The following is a 16,399-nucleotide window of genomic DNA, read 5'->3' as shown; positions in this document are numbered from 1 at the left end:
AACTATCGGCTCTTTGTCGTAATCTCGCATAAATTTCCCCATTTTTATAAAAAGATATTTTGGCGTATTCTACCGCCTTATTCTTATGGAGCATTTAAAATTTAAAATCACTTTGTCCTACCCAATTTTAGGGTCTTTTGCTGCTTTAAATTTTAGAATTCCATCTTACTTAGTTTTCTTTGCGGTATCTTTAATGATCGTTGCGTTGGCGTCTATGTAGCCCATCTGAGCGAGTTTTTCGTAGATTTGCATTATCACGGGACCTGCCGCGCTTCCGCCGCCGCCGCCGTGTTCTACGAGCACGGTTACGGCGTATTGCGGCTTGTCGTACGGCCCAAAGCTCGTCATCCAGGCGTGCGAGCGGTGGAAGTAGTCCATATCGGCCTCTTTCATTCGCTTTTTGGCGGTCTGCGAGATGCCCACGACCTGTGCGGTGCCGGTCTTGACCGCTAGAGGCACTACTGCGGTATGGATGAGCTTGTAGGCGGTGCCTCCGTCGGGGTTGTTGCCGACCTCATACATACCGCGTCGCACGAGGGGCAGCTGCGCCTTTTCTTTCGGCGTAAAAAGCTCGGTAGGGGCAAATTCCACCGGCTTACCGTCGATGCTTTTTAAAAAATGCGGCGTGATAGCCTTGCCCGAGGCGATCTGCGCGGTGTTTTTCGCCACCTGCATAGGGGTGACGAGCACGTCGCCCTGGCCGATCGAGGCATTGACCGTCTCGCCCTGATACCACGCGCGCTTAAATTTCTGCATTTTCCAGGCCTTATTAGGCATCGTGCCTACAAACTCATTGGGTAGATCGACGCCCGTTTTGCTACCGAAACCCAGACGCTGTAGATACGCGGACATATAGTCGATCCCCACTAGCAGCGAGCCTTCGTAAAAATACACGTCGCAGCTACCCTTAATCGCCTCTACTAGGCTCACGCGGCCGTGACCCCAGCTCTTCCAGCAGCGGAATTTTCGCCCCCCTAGCTCTATCGCGCCGCTGCAAAACACGCTCCAGTTTTCGTTGATCTTGCCGCTATTTAAAAAGCTCATCCCCACTGCCATCTTGATTACAGAGCCCGGCGGATAGAGGCCGTTTACGAGCTTATTCGTAAACGGATGGCGCGGATCTTTTATCAGCTCGTCCCACTGCGCCTGCGAAATTCCGCCCACGAAGGTGTTTAGATCGTATTCGGGGAAGCTGCCCGCCGCGATGATAGCGCCGTCGCGCAGATCCATCACGATCGCTACGCCGTCCTTGTCTTTAAAAATTTCCTCGAGGTATTTTTGCAGCTCAAGATCGATGGTAAGCGAAATTTCGCTACTGCTGGGCTCTTGCATCGAGATCTCCTCCACGACCTGATTTAGCGCCGTAACCTTCGTCTTGCGCTCGCCCTTGCTGCCCTGCAAAAGCTCGTTATAATACCCCTCGACGCCGCTTCTGCCGTTGTATCCGGTAAGCGCGCTTAGGGGGTTACTTTGGATATCCTTTTTATTGGCGCGGCCCACGTAGCCAATGATGTGCGAAGCAAGCGCGCCATAAGGATAGAAGCGCTGCGAAGCGGGCGAAATTTTAATATTTTCGTGCAGGCTTAGGCTTGCAAAATGCTCTATCGTGGCGTTGTAATCCAAAAACGGCACGACTTCGATAAAGTCTTGGTTGTAAGCGGAATTCGCGTCCTTGTAGCTCTTACTCATCGCGGTGACGTTGAGATCTTTGAAGTAGCGAGAGATATTATTTAGCTCGCTTTGCAGCGCGGCGTCTTTTAGATGCGGCGCGATCGATAGCGAAAAGCCGAGATTGTTTATCGCGAGCGGGCGGCCTTTGGCGTCTAAAATTTGACCGCGCACCGGCGGGATGTATTCGGTAGAGATGACGTTGTTTTTAGCGACCTGCTCGTAGAATTCGTTCGATTTGATCGAAAGATAATAGATTCTCACCAAAAGCATGCTAAAAAATAATATCACGAAAGCAAATACGAACTTCAGCCTCATACCAATCGCCCCTTAAAAAAGAGCAGAGCGAGTAAAATTTCAATCACGATGTAATTTAAATACTCGCCGCTTAGAGGCAGATACTCGCTCTTTTTGATCGCCGAGATCGAGTTGCTCACCACAAAGACCAAAACATAGCTGATCATCACGTAAAAGCAGATCAAAAAATTTCTAAATTTAATATATTTAAATGAGTTTTCATAGACCACGAAATAAAAAATACAATACGCGATAGCCACGCTAAATAGGTTAAATCCGTGGATCTGCTCAGCGCAAAACAGATAAAAAATAGAGAAAAACCAGCTAAAGCCGAACTTTTTAAATTTTACGTCGTTTTCATATTTTTGCACAACCATCGCCGTGAAAAAAAATCCGATCAGCGGCGGCAGCCCCCTATACACCGCACTTAGAAGCAGGTAGAAAAGAACTCCCGCGCTAAAAAGCGTGTCCGCTATAAGGTATAGATAAGTGCGATTTCGTTGCATACCGGAAACTTTTTGCATTTAATACAATCGGCCCAAATTTTTTGCGCGGGCAGCTCGTCCTTTGGGATTTCGGTAAACCCCAGACGCTCAAAAAATTCCTTTTGATAGGTGAGCGTAAATACGCTTTTTAGCCCGTAAAATTTCGCCTCGTCTAGCAGCTCATTTACGATAGCTCTGGCAATGCCTCGCCTGCGAAACTGCGGAGCGACGATGAGCGAGCGCACCTCGGCAAGATCGGCGTTAAAAATTTTAAGCGAAGCAAAGCCCGCCAAAATTTCGGTATTTTTTGCGGACTGCGATTCGCAAAGCTGCGAAAGGTCATTCTGAAAAACGCCCTCGCTTTGTGAATATTCGCTCCGTAAAATTTGCTCTTTGCCCGCTTGTGCGCAGCTCGTCCCAGATACGGCTTGCGCTGCGATTTGCGGCACGCTATTTTGCGGCGTGGCTCGTTGCGGCGCAAAATTACCCGCGGCATCTTCGACGGAATTTTCAGAAGTAATTTCGGCAAAATTTGCGGCGGAGCTTTGGATTAAATTTAAATCGGCATTGCGCGCTAAATTTAAATCGGAATTCTCTTTAGAATAAAAGCTCCTATCCGCCTTAGAATCGCAGCCGAACGCCAGCACGTATGAGCGGATATTGGCAGCTATCTCATCGCTTTCAAGCGGCAAGATCACGCCGTTTTGTACCTCCTCTTTTACGAGCTCCTGCATACGCGAAATGTCGCAAAGGCGCGCTTTTTTTAGCCGTATCATCTAAAATTTTCCCTAATCTTTGCGCGATCTTCGCGGCGCATTTTATATCCTCTAAATTTAATTATTTTGAAATTCTGCGCCGCAAAATTTAACGTATTTAAATTTATAAATTTCATAATCCAAACGCCCCGCGCACAATGATTTCTCGCGCTTTTTGCAGCCCGCCGCCCTTTAGCGTAGAGACCAAAACCGCCTTCGGATCGTGCCTCAAAAGCTTTGCGCGCTCGCTTTGGTTGAGCTTGTCGGCTTTGGTGTAGAGCCTCACGACCTTTTGATCGCCGCGCAGAAAACTAGCGAGATAGTTTTGCAAATTTTTATCTATCGTAAGATCAAACTGCCTCGCGTCGATGAGATGGACGAAAAGCTTGATATTTAGGCGCTCTTTGATAAATTCGTCGAGATTTTTCTGCCAGATATAATGCAGTTTTTTAGAAACCTTGGCATACCCGAACCCAGGCAGATCCACGAAGATCAAAGAGATATTTTCACCCAAGCTAGCAAGATCCGAAAAGGCGGGGTTGCTCGCTAAGCTTAGCGCGGATCTGTCTGTAAAATTTAATTCGGGGCTTTGCGCTGAATTCGGCGCAAAGCCCGCCGCAAGATCTGTCTCGCGATCCGATCTAAAATCCGCCGAGGCGCTTTTTAAATTTAAAACGAAATCCTGCTTTAAATTTCGCTCAGACGCCGCAACCTCCGCGCGCTCTTGCACGCAATTTGCAGCCGAGCTTAAAGCCTCTTTGCTTGCTAGATCAAGCGGCGTTTCATTTTGCGAGCCGTCCGAGTCTGCGGCAAGCTTTTGTTTAAATTTAACTTCAAAGAAATTTATCAGCTGCGTTTTGCCCGGCGTCGAGCTTGATTTGGCTAGATTTTTGCGCCCGGTAAGCGCGTTTATCAGGCTGCTTTTGCCGACGTTGGAACGCCCCAAAAACGCCACTTCGCTCATCGCAAACTCGGGCGCACCCGCGATATTTGCGGCGGAGGTGATAAACTGCGCGCTGCTAGGATAGATCATTTGTTTTGATCTTCGACCTGAAAGATCAGACGCACGGGCTTTTTCTCGCCGCCGCCGCTTTTTACTTCGTAGGTGCCCTTTTGGCGATTTACGATGATCTTATCGCCGTAAACCTCCTTTTTGGTCTCGGCCTCGTGCAGGTAGGCGTTATTTTCGAGCGTGTAGGCCTCGATAGTCGGATCGTAGGTCAGCACGCCGCCCTTGCCGTCGTAATGCTTCTGATTGAGTAAAATTTTAAAATTTGCGTTTCCGGTCGCGACATATTTAGTAGGCTGGCGTTTGGCGTCGAAGTAGATCGTCACTTTGTCGGAATTTAGCGTATCATAAGCGCCCTTTTTGATACGGACGTTGCCGGTTAGGACGCTGATCTGCTTGATCTCGTCGGCGAAAAAATTATCCGCCGTGACCTCGACCTGCTCCTGCGCGGCGCTAAGAGTAGTCGCGCCAAAGCCCGCAATTAGCGCAGATGCGAATATTAGTTTGTGGAATTTTGATCTTTTATTAAATACCATGCGTGGATTCCTTTTGAGTTTGTTTGTTTGGTTTTGGTGTCGTAGCTGATACTTGCGCCCGTGATGCGGTCGCCGCCTTGGCGCAGCACGTACGGCACGTCGGAGCGGACGATCTTGCTGCTCGTATCGTAGATGATCTCCTGCGCCGTGTAATCAAAGCCTCTGCTATTTACATAGTGCGCGTCGCCGTTAAATTTTATCAGCTCGCCTGCGCGCGTCGCGGTCTTTGAAACCAAAGTGTGATTCAGATCCGCGCTAATCTCCTCGGCTTTAAAATTTACAAACTCGTCGCGATCCTTATAGCGAGTGCCGCCGTCCGCGGTAAATTTAGCATCCACGCGCTCGCCGATCTGATAATCGACGATCTTTTTCATCTCCATATTCGCAATGCTTAGATCTTGTCTAAACATATCGCTAAAATACGGCGTCTGCACGCTTAAAAACACCATCGCGACGCAAAAGATCGCAATCGCGACGTAGAAAATTTTTATCACCATCGCTCGGTCCTCTTTGATCTGCGCAGAATTTCGCCCCTCGCAGGCTCTCTCACGCGCGCTTGCGAAACTACAGCCATTTGCTATTCCACTCTTCGCGCATGCCATTTTTATCGACGAGTATTTCGATCATCTCGCGCACTGCGCCGCAGCCGCCGTTTTTGCTTAGCACGACGTCCGCTTTTAACGAGCTTAGTGCATCGGCGGGCTTGAAGCTGATCGCGACCGCATTTAAAAGCTTTGCATCGTTTATATCATCGCCGATCGCGGCGGCCTCATCGAAGCTTAGGTTAAAATTTTTTAAAATTTGCTCCGCCCTTGCGCGTTTGTCTTTTTCGCCTTGAAAGAGCGTATCGATCTTTAGCTCTCTCGCGCGATTTGCGACGATTTGAGAGCTTTTGCCGGTGATGATCGCGACCTTTAGCCCCAGCCGCTGCCACTCCTGGATGCCGAACCCGTCTTTTACGTTAAATTTCTTCATCTCTTCGCCGCCGTTTGAATGATACAGCCCGCCGTCGCTAAGGCAGCCGTCTACGTCTAAAAATATGATCTTTATCACTTCGTTTTCCGTTTTTTGAAATTTTGTGATTTTAACGAAATTTGGCTGAATTTTTGGCAAACGCCGTATAAATTTAAGCTGCGATCTTAGCCCTTAATCGGCACGTAGCCGCTATTTTCGATGATGCTTTGCCCCTGCGGCGAAAGGATCCAATCTATCAGCGTGCGGATATTTTCGTTTTTGTTATTTTCGTCGTAAACTGCGTAAATTTCGGCTACGAGCGGATATTTGCGGCTAGCGATATTTTCTTTATTCGGATACGCGCCGTTTAGGCTAAGCATCTTCACGCCGCCGTTTTGCACGATCCCCTCGACGTAATAGCGAAACGAAAAGCCGATTGCACTGCCGAAAAAGCCCGTGATCTTGCGCTTAGGCTGCGTCTTACTCATAAATTTCAAAAACGCGCTCTGGCTGCCGCTGCCCGCGTTTCGCTGCACGGCATCTATTCGCATGCGCTCGCCGCCGAGCTGCGACCAATCGTCAAACTTCCCAGAATAAATCCCTCGCACCTGATCCACGCTTAAGCTTGAAACTTTGTTATTTGCATTTACGATGAAGACGAACGCCTCCAGCCCGATCGGCACGAAGCGTAAATTTGCGCCCTTTTCTCGCGCGTAATCAAGCTGCTGTTTCGAAGGAGCTGCGACGAAGATCAGATCCGCCTCGCCGTCGCTTATAGCCTTGTATGCGCCGCGAGTGTTACTAAATTTAAGCCTGCTAGCATCGGTAAAATTTCGCCCGTCAAACTCCACGCTTTCTTTGGGATAGCTCGCCGCGACGAATGCCGAAAACACGGGATATAGCGCCGCTGCGCCGTCGATTATCGGCAGATCGCCGCTAAGTTTTAAGCTAGAGCTGGCGCGCACGATCTGCGAGCCCTGCTCAAACGGCAGAAATTTATGCAGCTCGATCGATTTGGCCTGCATCTCGGCGCTGCTTTGATTTACGTATCGCTTCACGACGAGGCTGTAAAATGCAAAATCGAAAGCCGCAAAGCTAAGCAGTAGCAAAATGACGATAGATGTGCGCTTCATCTTAGTTGCCGTTCGCGATATAGGAGATGATCGAGCATTTGCTCTGCAGATACAGCGCCGCTGCGGTTAGTGCGCAAACGCTGATCGCCCAGGCCGTCAATATTACGGCGATCGTTTTTTGAAAAATTTCATCGCTCATTTTGCGCCTCACATATGCTCGATTGCGTGATTAAGTAGCCAAAAAAAGCCCATTAGGACGCTCAAAAAAATTATGAACGAAAACACAGAGAGGATCAAAAGATTTCTAATTCTTCTGCGGCGCTCGGGTGCACTTTTAGCCGATTTAATAAATTTTACTAAACTTGCGATTAGCCAAATGAGCGAAACTACCGGCAGCCCAGTAAAAACCAAGATAAACATGGAAAAAGGATCGAATAGCCACTGAGAATATATGAGTGGAGTAAAAGCGCATGCAAACGCAACTGCCGAAATAATTAGAAATTTTTTATCTCTTTTATGGTGCTCCGGCTCGTCTTTTGATCTGATAAATTTAATCAAGCACGCGATGAGCCAAACAAAGCAGATCAAAAACAGCACATTTAAAATCTCCATAAGCGATCCGAAATTATTCATCTTTTACCTTTAAATTTTAATATGCAAAGCGGCGGTTTAGCGCTCCGGCAGTGCGAAATTTCATATAGCATAGTTCGCGGTTTTCGCGGCGGGCGCAAATGCACCGCCAGCGTAAGCAGTCTTAATAAAGCGGCGCGCTTTGCCAGAGTAATGGCGAAATTTTGCAAATTTCAAGCAGCGGCAAGAGTAAAATTTCAAACGCCGATAAAATTTCAAAACCGCGAATTGCCAAATTTACTAAATTTAGCGCGCATTTACCGCTATAAAACGCCCTTCGTGCTAGGCACGCCGGCGCGCTCGTTGATACTTATCGCGCGACGAAATGCGACGGCGAACGCCTTAAACGCGGCTTCCGCCACGTGGTGCAGATTTTCGCCGCGAATCTGGCTTATATGCAGCGTTAAATTTGCGTTGAAAGCCAAAGCGCGAAAAAATTCCTCCACGAGCTCAGCGTCGAATTCGCCGATCTTACCGCGCTTCAGGCTCGGGCAATCAAATACCAAAAACGCACGGTTGGAAAAATCAAGCGCAGCGCTTACGGCGGCTTCGTCCATCACGACGACGCTATCGCCGAAGCGCTCGATATTCTGCGCGGGATAGATCGCCTCTTTGATCGCGCTTCCGAGCACTATGCCACAGTCCTCGACGCTGTGGTGAAAATCGACCTGCAAATCGCCCTCGCAGCGCAGGTTCAGATCAATCCACGCGTGCTTGGCAAACGCACTAAGCATATGATCGAAAAAGCCGATACCCGTTTGTATCTGCGCCGCGCCGCGCCCGTAAAGCTCCAGCTCAAGCTCGATTTTAGTCTCTTTCGTAGCCCTATTTTTACTTATCATCGCGCAATCCTTAAAACTAAATTTTGTTTGAAATCTATCTAAATTTCACTAAATTTCGGTTAAAATCTCAGCCAGCTTTTCGGAATTTACGCTGCCGATCTGGCGCAGGTTCGCAATCTCGGCACCCTCTTTAAAAAACAGAATCGTAGGCGGGCCGAATACGTTGAAATGCGCTTTTATCACCCTATTTTGCTCGCTATCTTCGCTAAGATCGATCTTTAAAAGGCTAAATTTATCAAGAGCGCCTGCAAGAGCGGGATCTGCGAACGCTCGCTCGCTCTGCTCGCAATTTTTACACCAGCTAGCCCAAAAATCCACTATCACGGGCTTTTTGGAATTTTCTATTTCGCCGCGCAGCTGCGCCAGATCGTGCACAAACGAAAAATGCGCGCCGCTTAAATTTTTAGCGTGAGAAATTTCGCTCGCTTGCAAGCTCTCGCCGCCGGGGCCGCCGCTGGAATATCTCGTGCTTTGCGGGATTAAATTTTCAAGCGGCCTGGAAAAATCTTTCGCGCCGCTGGCAAAGCCCGCGAGCAGCAGCGCCGAATATAGCGCGATCACAAGAGCCAAAGCACGCTTGATACCGCCTGCGCCGCCGTCAAACAGCCCTAAAAATCCTGCGAAGATCGCGCCCAAAACCGCATAAATCAGCAGGCTTAAATTTTCGCCGATGAGCGTGCGCGAAATCCACACCGCCGTAAAAAGCAGCAAAAAGCCGAAAATTTTAGGCACCGCCTCCATCCAAGCTCCGGGCCTAGGCAATGCGCCGCCGAGCCCCACCACAAGCAGTAGCGCGCCGCTTCCGAGTCCCAGTGCAAAAAGTGCCGCCGCGCCCAACAAAACGTCGCCGCTGCCCGCGATGTAAACGAGCGCGCCTGCAAGCGGAGCGGAGATGCACGGCGATACGACGAGCGCCGAGATAAGCCCCATCGAAAAAACTCCGATCATACCGCCGCTCTTTTCGCTTTTGCTATTTAAGAAGCTTTGAAAGCGCGCAGGCAGGCGAATCTCGTAAAATCCAAACATCGAAAGCGCGAGCGCGGCGAATATGAGCGAGGTTAGGATCAGCGCGGGCGGAGTTTGCAGCAGGCCCTGTAAATTTTGCCCGAAAACCGCCACGAAAGCCCCTAAAATCGCATACGAGCTCGCCATCCCAAAAATATACGCGAGGCTTACGGCGAGGCTTTTCTTCGCGCTCGGCTTCGAGGAAGTTTTCGCCACGATGATCGACGAGAGGATCGGGATGAGCGGATAGACGCAAGGACTTAGCGAGAGCAGCACGCCGTAGCCGAAAAACAGCGCGATCGCCGCGATGAAGCTCTTGCCGCCAAGAACGTTTAAAATTTTATCCTGCTCGGAGATGGAATTTGCGTGCGGATTTTTATGCGTGGAAGCTTCGTCGGAATTTAAAGCAGCGTTTTCTGCCGAGTTTGCCGCGGAATTTCCCGCTGCGTGCGAGCTTGCCAAGGAATTTGCCTCTGCGCCCGAAGCTGCGGCACTGCTTTTAAAATTTACAGCCCCGCCTTGTGCGCTGTATGCGGCAGAAATCTGCGCGGAATTTCCGCCGCTTCGGTATCTTTTCAGCTCGGAGTTTGAAATTTTGCTGATCTGATAGCCCTCCACCACGCGCTTGAAGCTAAAGCCGAACTGCTGCGGCTGGTAGCAAAAGCCCGACTTCGTGCAGCCCAAAAAATCGCCGTTAAGCACGAAATCATCGCTGTCTGCGGCATTTGCAAGTACGAGGCCTAAAGGCACGGTGATGCTAAATTTGCCCTCGTAAATTTTATAATCCTTGTATTCGGTCGCGGCGGGCAGATTTATTAAATTCGTCACCTCCGCGCCGTCAGTGAAAATTTTTATCTCGTTTTGATAGAGATAGACCCCGTCCGCGATATCAAAGCTTAGCGTTACGCTATCGCTTTGCGCCGTCGCGTTAAGCTTGAACGCATCGGAGGGTTTTAGGGGCTCGGCGCCCAAGCCTAAAAGAAAAAACGCTGCCAAAATAAGTGATCTGATCAAATTTTATCCTTTGAAATTTTTTCCTACATTCTAACGTAATAAGTATGAATTTATAGTGTAATCTAAAGAACTTTTTTGTAAAATTCCTTAAAATTTTTAGGAGGCGATATGAGCAAAGAGATCAAAACCGAAACAGGCGAAATAGCACTGAAAGAGATAGAATTTAAAAGCTCAAAGTACGAAAAAATCTCGTTCAAAGACTACGAAACGCTGCTTGAGAGATATCAGATCGAGCTTTTGAAGCTGCAAAAATTCGTAAAAGAAAAAGGCTTAAAAATTTTGATTTTGATGGAGGGGCGCGACGCGGCGGGCAAAGGCGGCACGATTAAGCGCTTAACCGAGCACCTAAATCCACGCGGATGCCGCATCGTAGCGCTCGAAAAGCCGAGCAACGTAGAAAAGACGCAGTGGTACTTCCAGCGCTACGTCGCGCACCTACCCAGCGGCGGCGAGATCACGATCTTTGACCGCAGCTGGTACAACCGCGCGATGGTCGAGCCGGTGATGGGCTTTTGCACCCACGCCGAGCATAAAGATTTCCTGCGCCAAGTGCCTAAATTTGAGGAGCTTTTGGTAAGTGCGGGGATAATTTTGTTTAAATTTTACTTCTCAGTCTCCAAAGAGGAGCAAAAAAGACGCTTTGAATCGCGCCGTACCGACCCGCTGAAGCAATACAAACTCTCGCCGGTGGATGCGAGATCGCAGGAGCTGTGGAATCAATACACGCTCGCAAAATACTCGATGTTGCTCGCTTCGAATACCGAGTTTGCGCCGTGGACGATCCTAGATAGCAACGACAAAAAGATCGCGCGACTAAACGCCTTCCGCTGCATCCTCTCGCGCATAGACTATCCCGAAAAGATCGATGCGAAGGAGCTTGCGGTGGATCCAAACCTCGTGCGAAACGGCGCCAGGGAGATAGTGCTAATGGAAGATAGCCAAAAAAGCGAGGCTTGGCGCAAGCTGGAAAGCCCCTCTCGCAAGAACAAGAAGGATAAGAAAAAGGGCTAAATCTTGCCAATGGAGATTACTCGCTAGGGAGGCTTGCTAGGAATTGCTTCATTAGGGATTTATTTCCTAATATATAGAAATGCATTAAATTCTATGATTGTGCACCTCAAGATTCTTTGAAATTCTATCTAATGGGATGGAATTCTACACAACGCCACGGGCTACGTGATGAAGTATATCACGTTTCAATTCCTAATGGAATAGAATTCTACCTCGTCGCTTGCTTTTCTCTGCGGCTGTCGTTCATAGTTTCAATTCCCAACGGGATGGAATTCTACTGATTATCTGCCGTTTTTGCCTCGTATAATACGATGTTTCAATTCCCAACTGGAATTGAAATGCGAAACTCAGATATTCCGCATTCACCGCCTTTCCGTAGAATTTCTATTCCACTAGGAGTTGAAACGCTCTTTGCGTCGGCAGGTATAGCTGGGTAAAGGGTAAAATTCCATCTTATTCGTAATTGCTACCAGAACCGATCAAAAAAATCAAATCCCAAAAGCTTTGATATGTAAATTTCATTCTATCCCGGTTTAAAAATTTAATGTGCCGATCGATAAGACACCTATTTGCGCAAGTCGGTTCGTCTTTACGGCATAATATGCAAAATTTTATAAAATTTTATGTTTATTTTATGCAGTATTCTGTATAATTCATACGGATAAACGAAGTGTTTTGCTATTTTTACTTATGAATAACACGATTTTTATTCATTTTATACGATTTTATGTATAATTAACGAATAAATTTGTATAATTTTCATATGTTAGAAACGAGCGATATATTCAACATTTTGCACAATGCCGTCGAAGCTAAAAACAACGGCAAAAAGATCTCGCACGCCGCGATGGCGCATAGGTTAGGCGTGTCGATGCGGACGTATCAGGACTGGCGCTTGGGCACGACCAAGCCGCAAGCCGCGACCGCGATATGCCAGATGTTGTGCGAGCTCGATAGCGACGACGCTGCGTTTGTGCTGCATAAGATAAAAAAACTTATAGGAGAGTAGAGTGCAAAACATTACTTTGCAAGAAAAGCTGGATCTACAGGGCGTCTTTCGCGTAATTTATGAGAAAAAAGAGTCGAAATTCGTGATCTTTTACAAGGCGTTTTTGAAGAAATTTTTTAAAAATTTTAAAAAATAATTGGCGGAGGCATTTATTTATTATACTTTATGTGGCAAAGGCGGTAGTATCCATTAAATTTAGATGATTTTTCCTTTTTATGACGACCACGCCGATATTCTTTGTTTTGCAGTTTCAGAGGATGCTACCAAATTCTGCTTTATAAAATTTTTTCCATCTTTCTGCCTCTTTGACATCATCTAATTTAATTTTAAATTCTAACTTTGGCACATGATCTTAAATTTGTAGCGTAAATTTAATTAAAATTAATGCAGAATTCCTTCTTTAACCTAGCTTTTAAGATCCATAGCGTGCATTTTTATAAATATTTTGAATTGCTATTAAATGAGTTGCATTTAAATCTATTTATATTGCGGCAAATATACAGTTCGTTAAAATTTTAATTTGTGAGTAACTTCAAAATTTTATTCGTAACCCATAAATTTAACATATTTAGTAGGTGAATTGAAACCGAATGAATTTCGCATAAGTGCCCCATGCTATATCTTATCCCAGCCACAACTAATCTTTTTAAATTTTATAGCGAGATGAGAATTCTACACATTTCCGCCGCGAAAGTCATATCGCGTAGATTCGTTTTGATTTCAGCAAGATGAATTCTACCGCCTACGCAAATCGTGCAATAAGCCCATTTAGGCGTTTCAATTCCCAAAGGATAGAATTATTCCACATTCCTGCGGGACGCTATAAAATGCAGTGACAGAAGTTTCAATTCCCAATGGGATGGAATTCTACACAACTCAATGAAAAAGATAAACGGGCAAGAGGAGCGTTTCAATTCCCAACGGGATGGAATTCTACTATATCCTTTGAAAAAATTTGATGTCAATGATGATCCGTTTCAATTCCCAACGGGATGGAATTCTACATAGGCGAAAAGATCGATTGGATACTTAGCAGCGTGTTTCAATTCCCAACGGGATGGAATTCTACGCTTCTCTCTCTTTCGATGCTTGTAATTCGTTGCAGTTTCAATTCCCAACGGGATGGAATTCTACGCTGCCGCTGCTGCTCCGATTTCCCCAATTCCTTTACGTTTCAATTCCCAACGGGATGGAATTCTACTCTTAGCCGTTACGCCCACAAAAACACCCAATCCTCGTTTCAATTCCCAACGGGATGGAATTCTACCCCCCTAGGGTATCAATAATCAATAATCAAAAGGAGTTTCAATTCCCAACGGGATGGAATTCTACAAGCGGATTATTCCAAAGGACGCGTTTATACTACGTGTTTCAATTCCCAACGGGATGGAATTCTACCAAATGCAGGACAATAACGCAACCGATTTTATTCGTTTCAATTCCCAACGGGATGGAATTCTACGGTTTCCTGCGTGCTTAGGATTGCGAAAGAATTTTATGTTTCAATTCCCAACGGGATGGAATTCTACTATAAGCAGCGGTACAATTACGGCAAAAGATATGGGTTTCAATTCCCAACGGGATGGAATTCTACACGCGGCAAATCCGAAATTTCGGGCATCCTACTCTTGTTTCAATTCCCAACGGGATGGAATTCTACGCTTTCCACCCTATCGTGCTGCTTACCAATTTATTGTTTCAATTCCCAACGGGATGGAATTCTACATAGTTTCTAGCCCGTCGATAATTATTCTATTCTCGTTTCAATTCCCAACGGGATGGAATTCTACAAAACGCTTCTTCTTATTAGTTCATATTATACGCATGTTTCAATTCCCAACGGGATGGAATTCTACGTTATACTGCGTTTCGTTACAGCCCTGTGGGTTTGTTTCAATTCCCAACGGGATGGAATTCTACTTTCGCATCGCTCTCGATTTCGTTCAGCCGCATATCGTTTCAATTCCCAACGGGATGGAATTCTACAGCACGAATTTTTCCATTTTCCTAGGTAGAAAGTGTTAGGAGTATATATTTTTATGCCTTAAAATAGACTAAATTTAAAAAAGCGCCGATTGCTCAATGCCCAAAATTTCAGCATTTCAAAATCTTAAAAGTAACTTTATCGCTATCTATATGTATCGTGAGCGCAAATGTTAAAATCTAAATATAAAGATATTCAAAAATCGAAGTGTGAATAATAAAAAGCTGAAATTTTAAAAACATATGTGTTTTTAAAGCCAATTCGTTCGCCGTTCCGTGCTTCAGATCAAATTTATTTCAAAAAACATGCATTTTAAGAGGGCGTAATCTATAGGCGTAAGTGATTCTAGTTAAGATTAAAAAAGTATAAATTAAGCTCGAAGCCCTGAGACCTACCGCCATACCAGCCCCTCGTAAGGCACGCCTTCACAGACGTATTTTTTAATCTGATTGGCCTCGCGACGTATAATTTGACGCCAGGTTAAGCTCTGTCCCGCTACGTTCGCGCAAGATGATAGTTTCTCAATCATTTTTAGCTCGATTTTTTGCACCGCTTCTCGACCGAATCGAATACGCCCCGCATCCGTTTCAAAATCTTTTGCCGTAATCTCGCGTTTGTTTAACATTCCAAAAATTAATCTATCGCCTAAAATAGGCTTAAAAATCTCTGCAAGATCTAGATGCAGACTTAGCGCACGGTAGTTTGGCTCGTGTAAAAAGCCGATGCGCGGATCAAGCTCGGTTTTGTAAATTTCGCTGAGGCAGACGTTATAAATGCGCGTATTTACATAGCTAATGAGAGCGTTAATTTTATCCGCCGGCGGGCGTTTGGAGCGTGTCGTAAATTTAAAACTGCGCTGATCCTCGATGATTTCGTTCCAGGCCGCGAAATACCACTTGGCAAAGCCGCCTTCCACTGCCATTACCGCTGCTATGTCGCAGGCGCGCGCTAGGGCATCCAGATGCGGCGCAGTATCGAGCGAGACGCCGTAAACCTTGCAATTAATGGCTGCATTTAAGATGCGAGCGCGAGTAATCTCGCGAGCGATAAAAAGGCGCTTAGAAAGATCGTCAAAAGCCCGCAGCTGCGCCAAAAGCACAAAGCCGCTTTTATTTACAGAATTTGAAGTATTCGGGAAAAAACTGCCGCGAAAGCTCTGATAGGCGCTAAAAATATGCAGCAAAATGTTATTATCAGCCAAAAACGCCATAGCATAAGTGTCAAGCTCCACTCGCGCCAAAATATAAATTTCATCAATCGCGTTAATCGGCAAAATTTTACTGGTTAAAATTCCGCCCTCGTCGTTAAATTTACCCACGCTTGCGCTATTTACGCCGCCGATGACCGCGCCTTTGCAAGTCGGAGCGCCGCCGTTTGAGTAGTGGTAGCTTAAGCCAAAGCCTCCACCGGGTAGGCCTATCTGACCGATCATCGCAGCTAGCGTTACCATCGCCCAGTGTGGTTGCTCGCCGTGGTGAGCGCGCTGCATACCCCAACCGCTCATTAGCATTGTGCGGTTGCTTACAAATGTATCAGCTAGCTCTTTTAAAGTATCTTTGTCGATGCCACAAATTTTGCTCGCCCACTCTAAATTTTTAGGAGTGTTGTCTGTCTTGCCTAGTAGATATGGGAGGAATTTATCAAAGCCATAAGTGTAGTTTTCGATAAATTCTTTATCGTATTTGCCACTTTCATATAGGTAGTGCATCATGCCTAGCATCATCGCCGTGTCGGTGTTTGGCACTGGAGCGATCCACTGAGCTTTGTCGAAGTATTGCGCTGTTTCAGATCTGATAGGATCGATCACGATCACTTTGATATCTTTTTTGTTTTTTAGCTCTTCAAAGTATTTAAAGCCTTGCTCATCAGTCGCTGTCCAAGCTATGCGAAGTGTCGCAAGTGGGTTTGCACCCCAGATGACTACGACTTTTGAGTTTTCAAGCACGACTGGCCAGCTAGTTTGCTGTTCATAGACCTCGATACTACCTACAACGTGAGGCATGATGATCTGGCTAGCGCCTGTTGAATAGTCACCTAGCGAGCCAACAAAGCCGCCACTAAGGTTCATAAATCTATGAAGTAAAATTCTTGAGTTATGCACATTGCCGCTTGATTTCCAGCCGTAAC

Annotated in this window: 15 protein-coding genes, 2 pseudogenes and 1 CRISPR repeat array; of the genes and pseudogenes, 3 read left to right on the top strand and 14 right to left on the bottom strand. The window is 46.5% G+C overall.

Annotation, left to right across the window (positions count from 1 at the left end; all coding sequences use genetic code 11):
• Positions 1-165 precede the first annotated feature (165 nt).
• The 13 genes and pseudogenes from mrdA to dsbD form a co-directional block, all read right to left on the bottom strand.
• The gene (gene mrdA, locus Q0620_RS04675; protein WP_298783400.1) at positions 166-1,986 is read right to left on the bottom strand and encodes a penicillin-binding protein 2; all 1,821 of its coding nucleotides are present in this window, start codon (positions 1,984-1,986) and stop codon (positions 166-168) included.
• Positions 1,983-2,471: a hypothetical protein gene (locus tag Q0620_RS04670; RefSeq protein ID WP_298783399.1), complete on the bottom strand. Its 489-nt coding sequence runs from the start codon at positions 2,469-2,471 to the stop codon at positions 1,983-1,985. Before Q0620_RS04670 ends, mrdA begins: the two co-directional genes overlap by 4 nt.
• Positions 2,438-3,226, bottom strand: coding sequence for a GNAT family N-acetyltransferase (locus Q0620_RS10870; protein ID WP_366125027.1), 789 nt, complete (start codon positions 3,224-3,226; stop codon positions 2,438-2,440). Before Q0620_RS10870 ends, Q0620_RS04670 begins: the two co-directional genes overlap by 34 nt.
• 112 nt (positions 3,227-3,338) lie before the next feature.
• A pseudogene (locus Q0620_RS10865) lies at positions 3,339-3,701 on the bottom strand (YihA family ribosome biogenesis GTP-binding protein); the annotation flags it as partial.
• Between the two features lie 309 nt (positions 3,702-4,010).
• Positions 4,011-4,238, bottom strand: a pseudogene (locus Q0620_RS10860) (GTPase); the annotation flags it as partial.
• Complete coding sequence (lptA, locus tag Q0620_RS04650) at positions 4,235-4,750, bottom strand: lipopolysaccharide transport periplasmic protein LptA (protein ID WP_298783397.1); 516 nt, start codon at positions 4,748-4,750, stop codon at positions 4,235-4,237. The pseudogene Q0620_RS10860 and the gene lptA, both read right to left, overlap by 4 nt.
• Entirely contained in the window at positions 4,714-5,352 is a 639-nt protein-coding gene (gene lptC / locus Q0620_RS04645) for an LPS export ABC transporter periplasmic protein LptC (RefSeq protein ID WP_298783395.1), read from the bottom strand. The genes lptA and lptC overlap by 37 nt, the downstream gene beginning before the upstream one ends.
• Positions 5,315-5,803: an HAD-IIIA family hydrolase gene (locus Q0620_RS04640; RefSeq protein WP_298783394.1), complete on the bottom strand. Its 489-nt coding sequence runs from the start codon at positions 5,801-5,803 to the stop codon at positions 5,315-5,317. Before Q0620_RS04640 ends, lptC begins: the two co-directional genes overlap by 38 nt.
• 86 nt (positions 5,804-5,889) lie before the next feature.
• Positions 5,890-6,837, bottom strand: coding sequence for a substrate-binding domain-containing protein (locus Q0620_RS04635; protein WP_298783393.1), 948 nt, complete (start codon positions 6,835-6,837; stop codon positions 5,890-5,892).
• Between the two features lies 1 nt (position 6,838).
• A complete protein-coding gene (locus Q0620_RS04630) occupies positions 6,839-6,976 on the bottom strand; it encodes a hypothetical protein (protein WP_297881384.1) in 138 nt (45 codons plus the stop codon).
• Between the two features lie 8 nt (positions 6,977-6,984).
• Entirely contained in the window at positions 6,985-7,410 is a 426-nt protein-coding gene (locus Q0620_RS04625; protein WP_298783392.1) for a hypothetical protein, read from the bottom strand.
• A 260-nt stretch (positions 7,411-7,670) separates the two neighbouring features.
• Positions 7,671-8,249 carry an imidazoleglycerol-phosphate dehydratase HisB gene (gene hisB, locus Q0620_RS04620; protein ID WP_297995925.1) on the bottom strand — a complete coding sequence of 193 codons (579 nt, stop codon included), beginning with the start codon at positions 8,247-8,249 and terminating at the stop codon, positions 7,671-7,673.
• A gap of 48 nt (positions 8,250-8,297) precedes the next feature.
• Positions 8,298-10,268, bottom strand: coding sequence for a protein-disulfide reductase DsbD (gene dsbD / locus Q0620_RS04615; protein ID WP_298783391.1), 1,971 nt, complete (start codon positions 10,266-10,268; stop codon positions 8,298-8,300).
• A 108-nt stretch (positions 10,269-10,376) separates the two neighbouring features.
• Here dsbD and ppk2 point away from each other — a divergent pair, with 108 nt between their 5' ends.
• The 3 genes from ppk2 (at position 10,377) to Q0620_RS04600 (ending at position 12,424) form a co-directional block, all read left to right on the top strand.
• Complete coding sequence (ppk2, locus tag Q0620_RS04610) at positions 10,377-11,279, top strand: polyphosphate kinase 2 (protein WP_297879905.1); 903 nt, start codon at positions 10,377-10,379, stop codon at positions 11,277-11,279.
• Positions 11,280-12,042: 763 nt separating this feature from the next.
• The gene (locus Q0620_RS04605; protein ID WP_298783401.1) at positions 12,043-12,288 is read left to right on the top strand and encodes an XRE family transcriptional regulator; all 246 of its coding nucleotides are present in this window, start codon (positions 12,043-12,045) and stop codon (positions 12,286-12,288) included.
• Between the two features lies 1 nt (position 12,289).
• Positions 12,290-12,424 (top strand): hypothetical protein, encoded by a 135-nt coding sequence (locus Q0620_RS04600; RefSeq protein WP_298783390.1) that lies wholly within the window; start codon positions 12,290-12,292, stop codon positions 12,422-12,424.
• Between the two features lie 638 nt (positions 12,425-13,062).
• Positions 13,063-14,274: direct repeats of the CRISPR family, unit length 30 nt; unit sequence GTTTCAATTCCCAACGGGATGGAATTCTAC.
• A 389-nt stretch (positions 14,275-14,663) separates the two neighbouring features.
• On the opposite strand, the gene cas1 is transcribed toward Q0620_RS04600, so the two are convergent.
• Complete coding sequence (gene cas1 / locus Q0620_RS04595; RefSeq protein WP_366125028.1) at positions 14,664-16,340, bottom strand: CRISPR-associated endonuclease Cas1; 1,677 nt, start codon at positions 16,338-16,340, stop codon at positions 14,664-14,666.
• Between the last annotated feature and the right edge of the window lie 59 nt (positions 16,341-16,399).

It is taken from the genome of uncultured Campylobacter sp. (assembly GCF_938017615.1).
Taxonomy (GTDB): domain Bacteria; phylum Campylobacterota; class Campylobacteria; order Campylobacterales; family Campylobacteraceae; genus Campylobacter_B.
This window is presented reverse-complemented; position numbering and strand designations above follow the sequence as displayed.

Excerpts from the sequence above, each read along its gene's own strand:
- mrdA (WP_298783400.1), bottom strand. The coding sequence starts at position 1,986 with ATGAGGCTGAAGTTCGTATTTGCTTTCGTGATATTATTTTTTAGCATG.
- Q0620_RS04670 (WP_298783399.1), bottom strand. The coding sequence starts at position 2,471 with ATGCAACGAAATCGCACTTATCTATACCTTATAGCGGACACGCTTTTT.
- Q0620_RS10870 (WP_366125027.1), bottom strand. The coding sequence starts at position 3,226 with ATGATACGGCTAAAAAAAGCGCGCCTTTGCGACATTTCGCGTATGCAG.
- lptA (WP_298783397.1), bottom strand. The coding sequence starts at position 4,750 with ATGGTATTTAATAAAAGATCAAAATTCCACAAACTAATATTCGCATCT.
- lptC (WP_298783395.1), bottom strand. The coding sequence starts at position 5,352 with ATGGCATGCGCGAAGAGTGGAATAGCAAATGGCTGTAGTTTCGCAAGC.
- Q0620_RS04635 (WP_298783393.1), bottom strand. The coding sequence starts at position 6,837 with ATGAAGCGCACATCTATCGTCATTTTGCTACTGCTTAGCTTTGCGGCT.
- Q0620_RS04630 (WP_297881384.1), bottom strand. The coding sequence starts at position 6,976 with ATGAGCGATGAAATTTTTCAAAAAACGATCGCCGTAATATTGACGGCC.
- Q0620_RS04625 (WP_298783392.1), bottom strand. The coding sequence starts at position 7,410 with ATGAATAATTTCGGATCGCTTATGGAGATTTTAAATGTGCTGTTTTTG.
- hisB (WP_297995925.1), bottom strand. The coding sequence starts at position 8,249 with ATGATAAGTAAAAATAGGGCTACGAAAGAGACTAAAATCGAGCTTGAG.
- ppk2 (WP_297879905.1), top strand. The coding sequence starts at position 10,377 with ATGAGCAAAGAGATCAAAACCGAAACAGGCGAAATAGCACTGAAAGAG.
- Q0620_RS04605 (WP_298783401.1), top strand. The coding sequence starts at position 12,043 with ATGTTAGAAACGAGCGATATATTCAACATTTTGCACAATGCCGTCGAA.
- cas1 (WP_366125028.1), bottom strand. The coding sequence starts at position 16,340 with ATGAACCTTAGTGGCGGCTTTGTTGGCTCGCTAGGTGACTATTCAACA.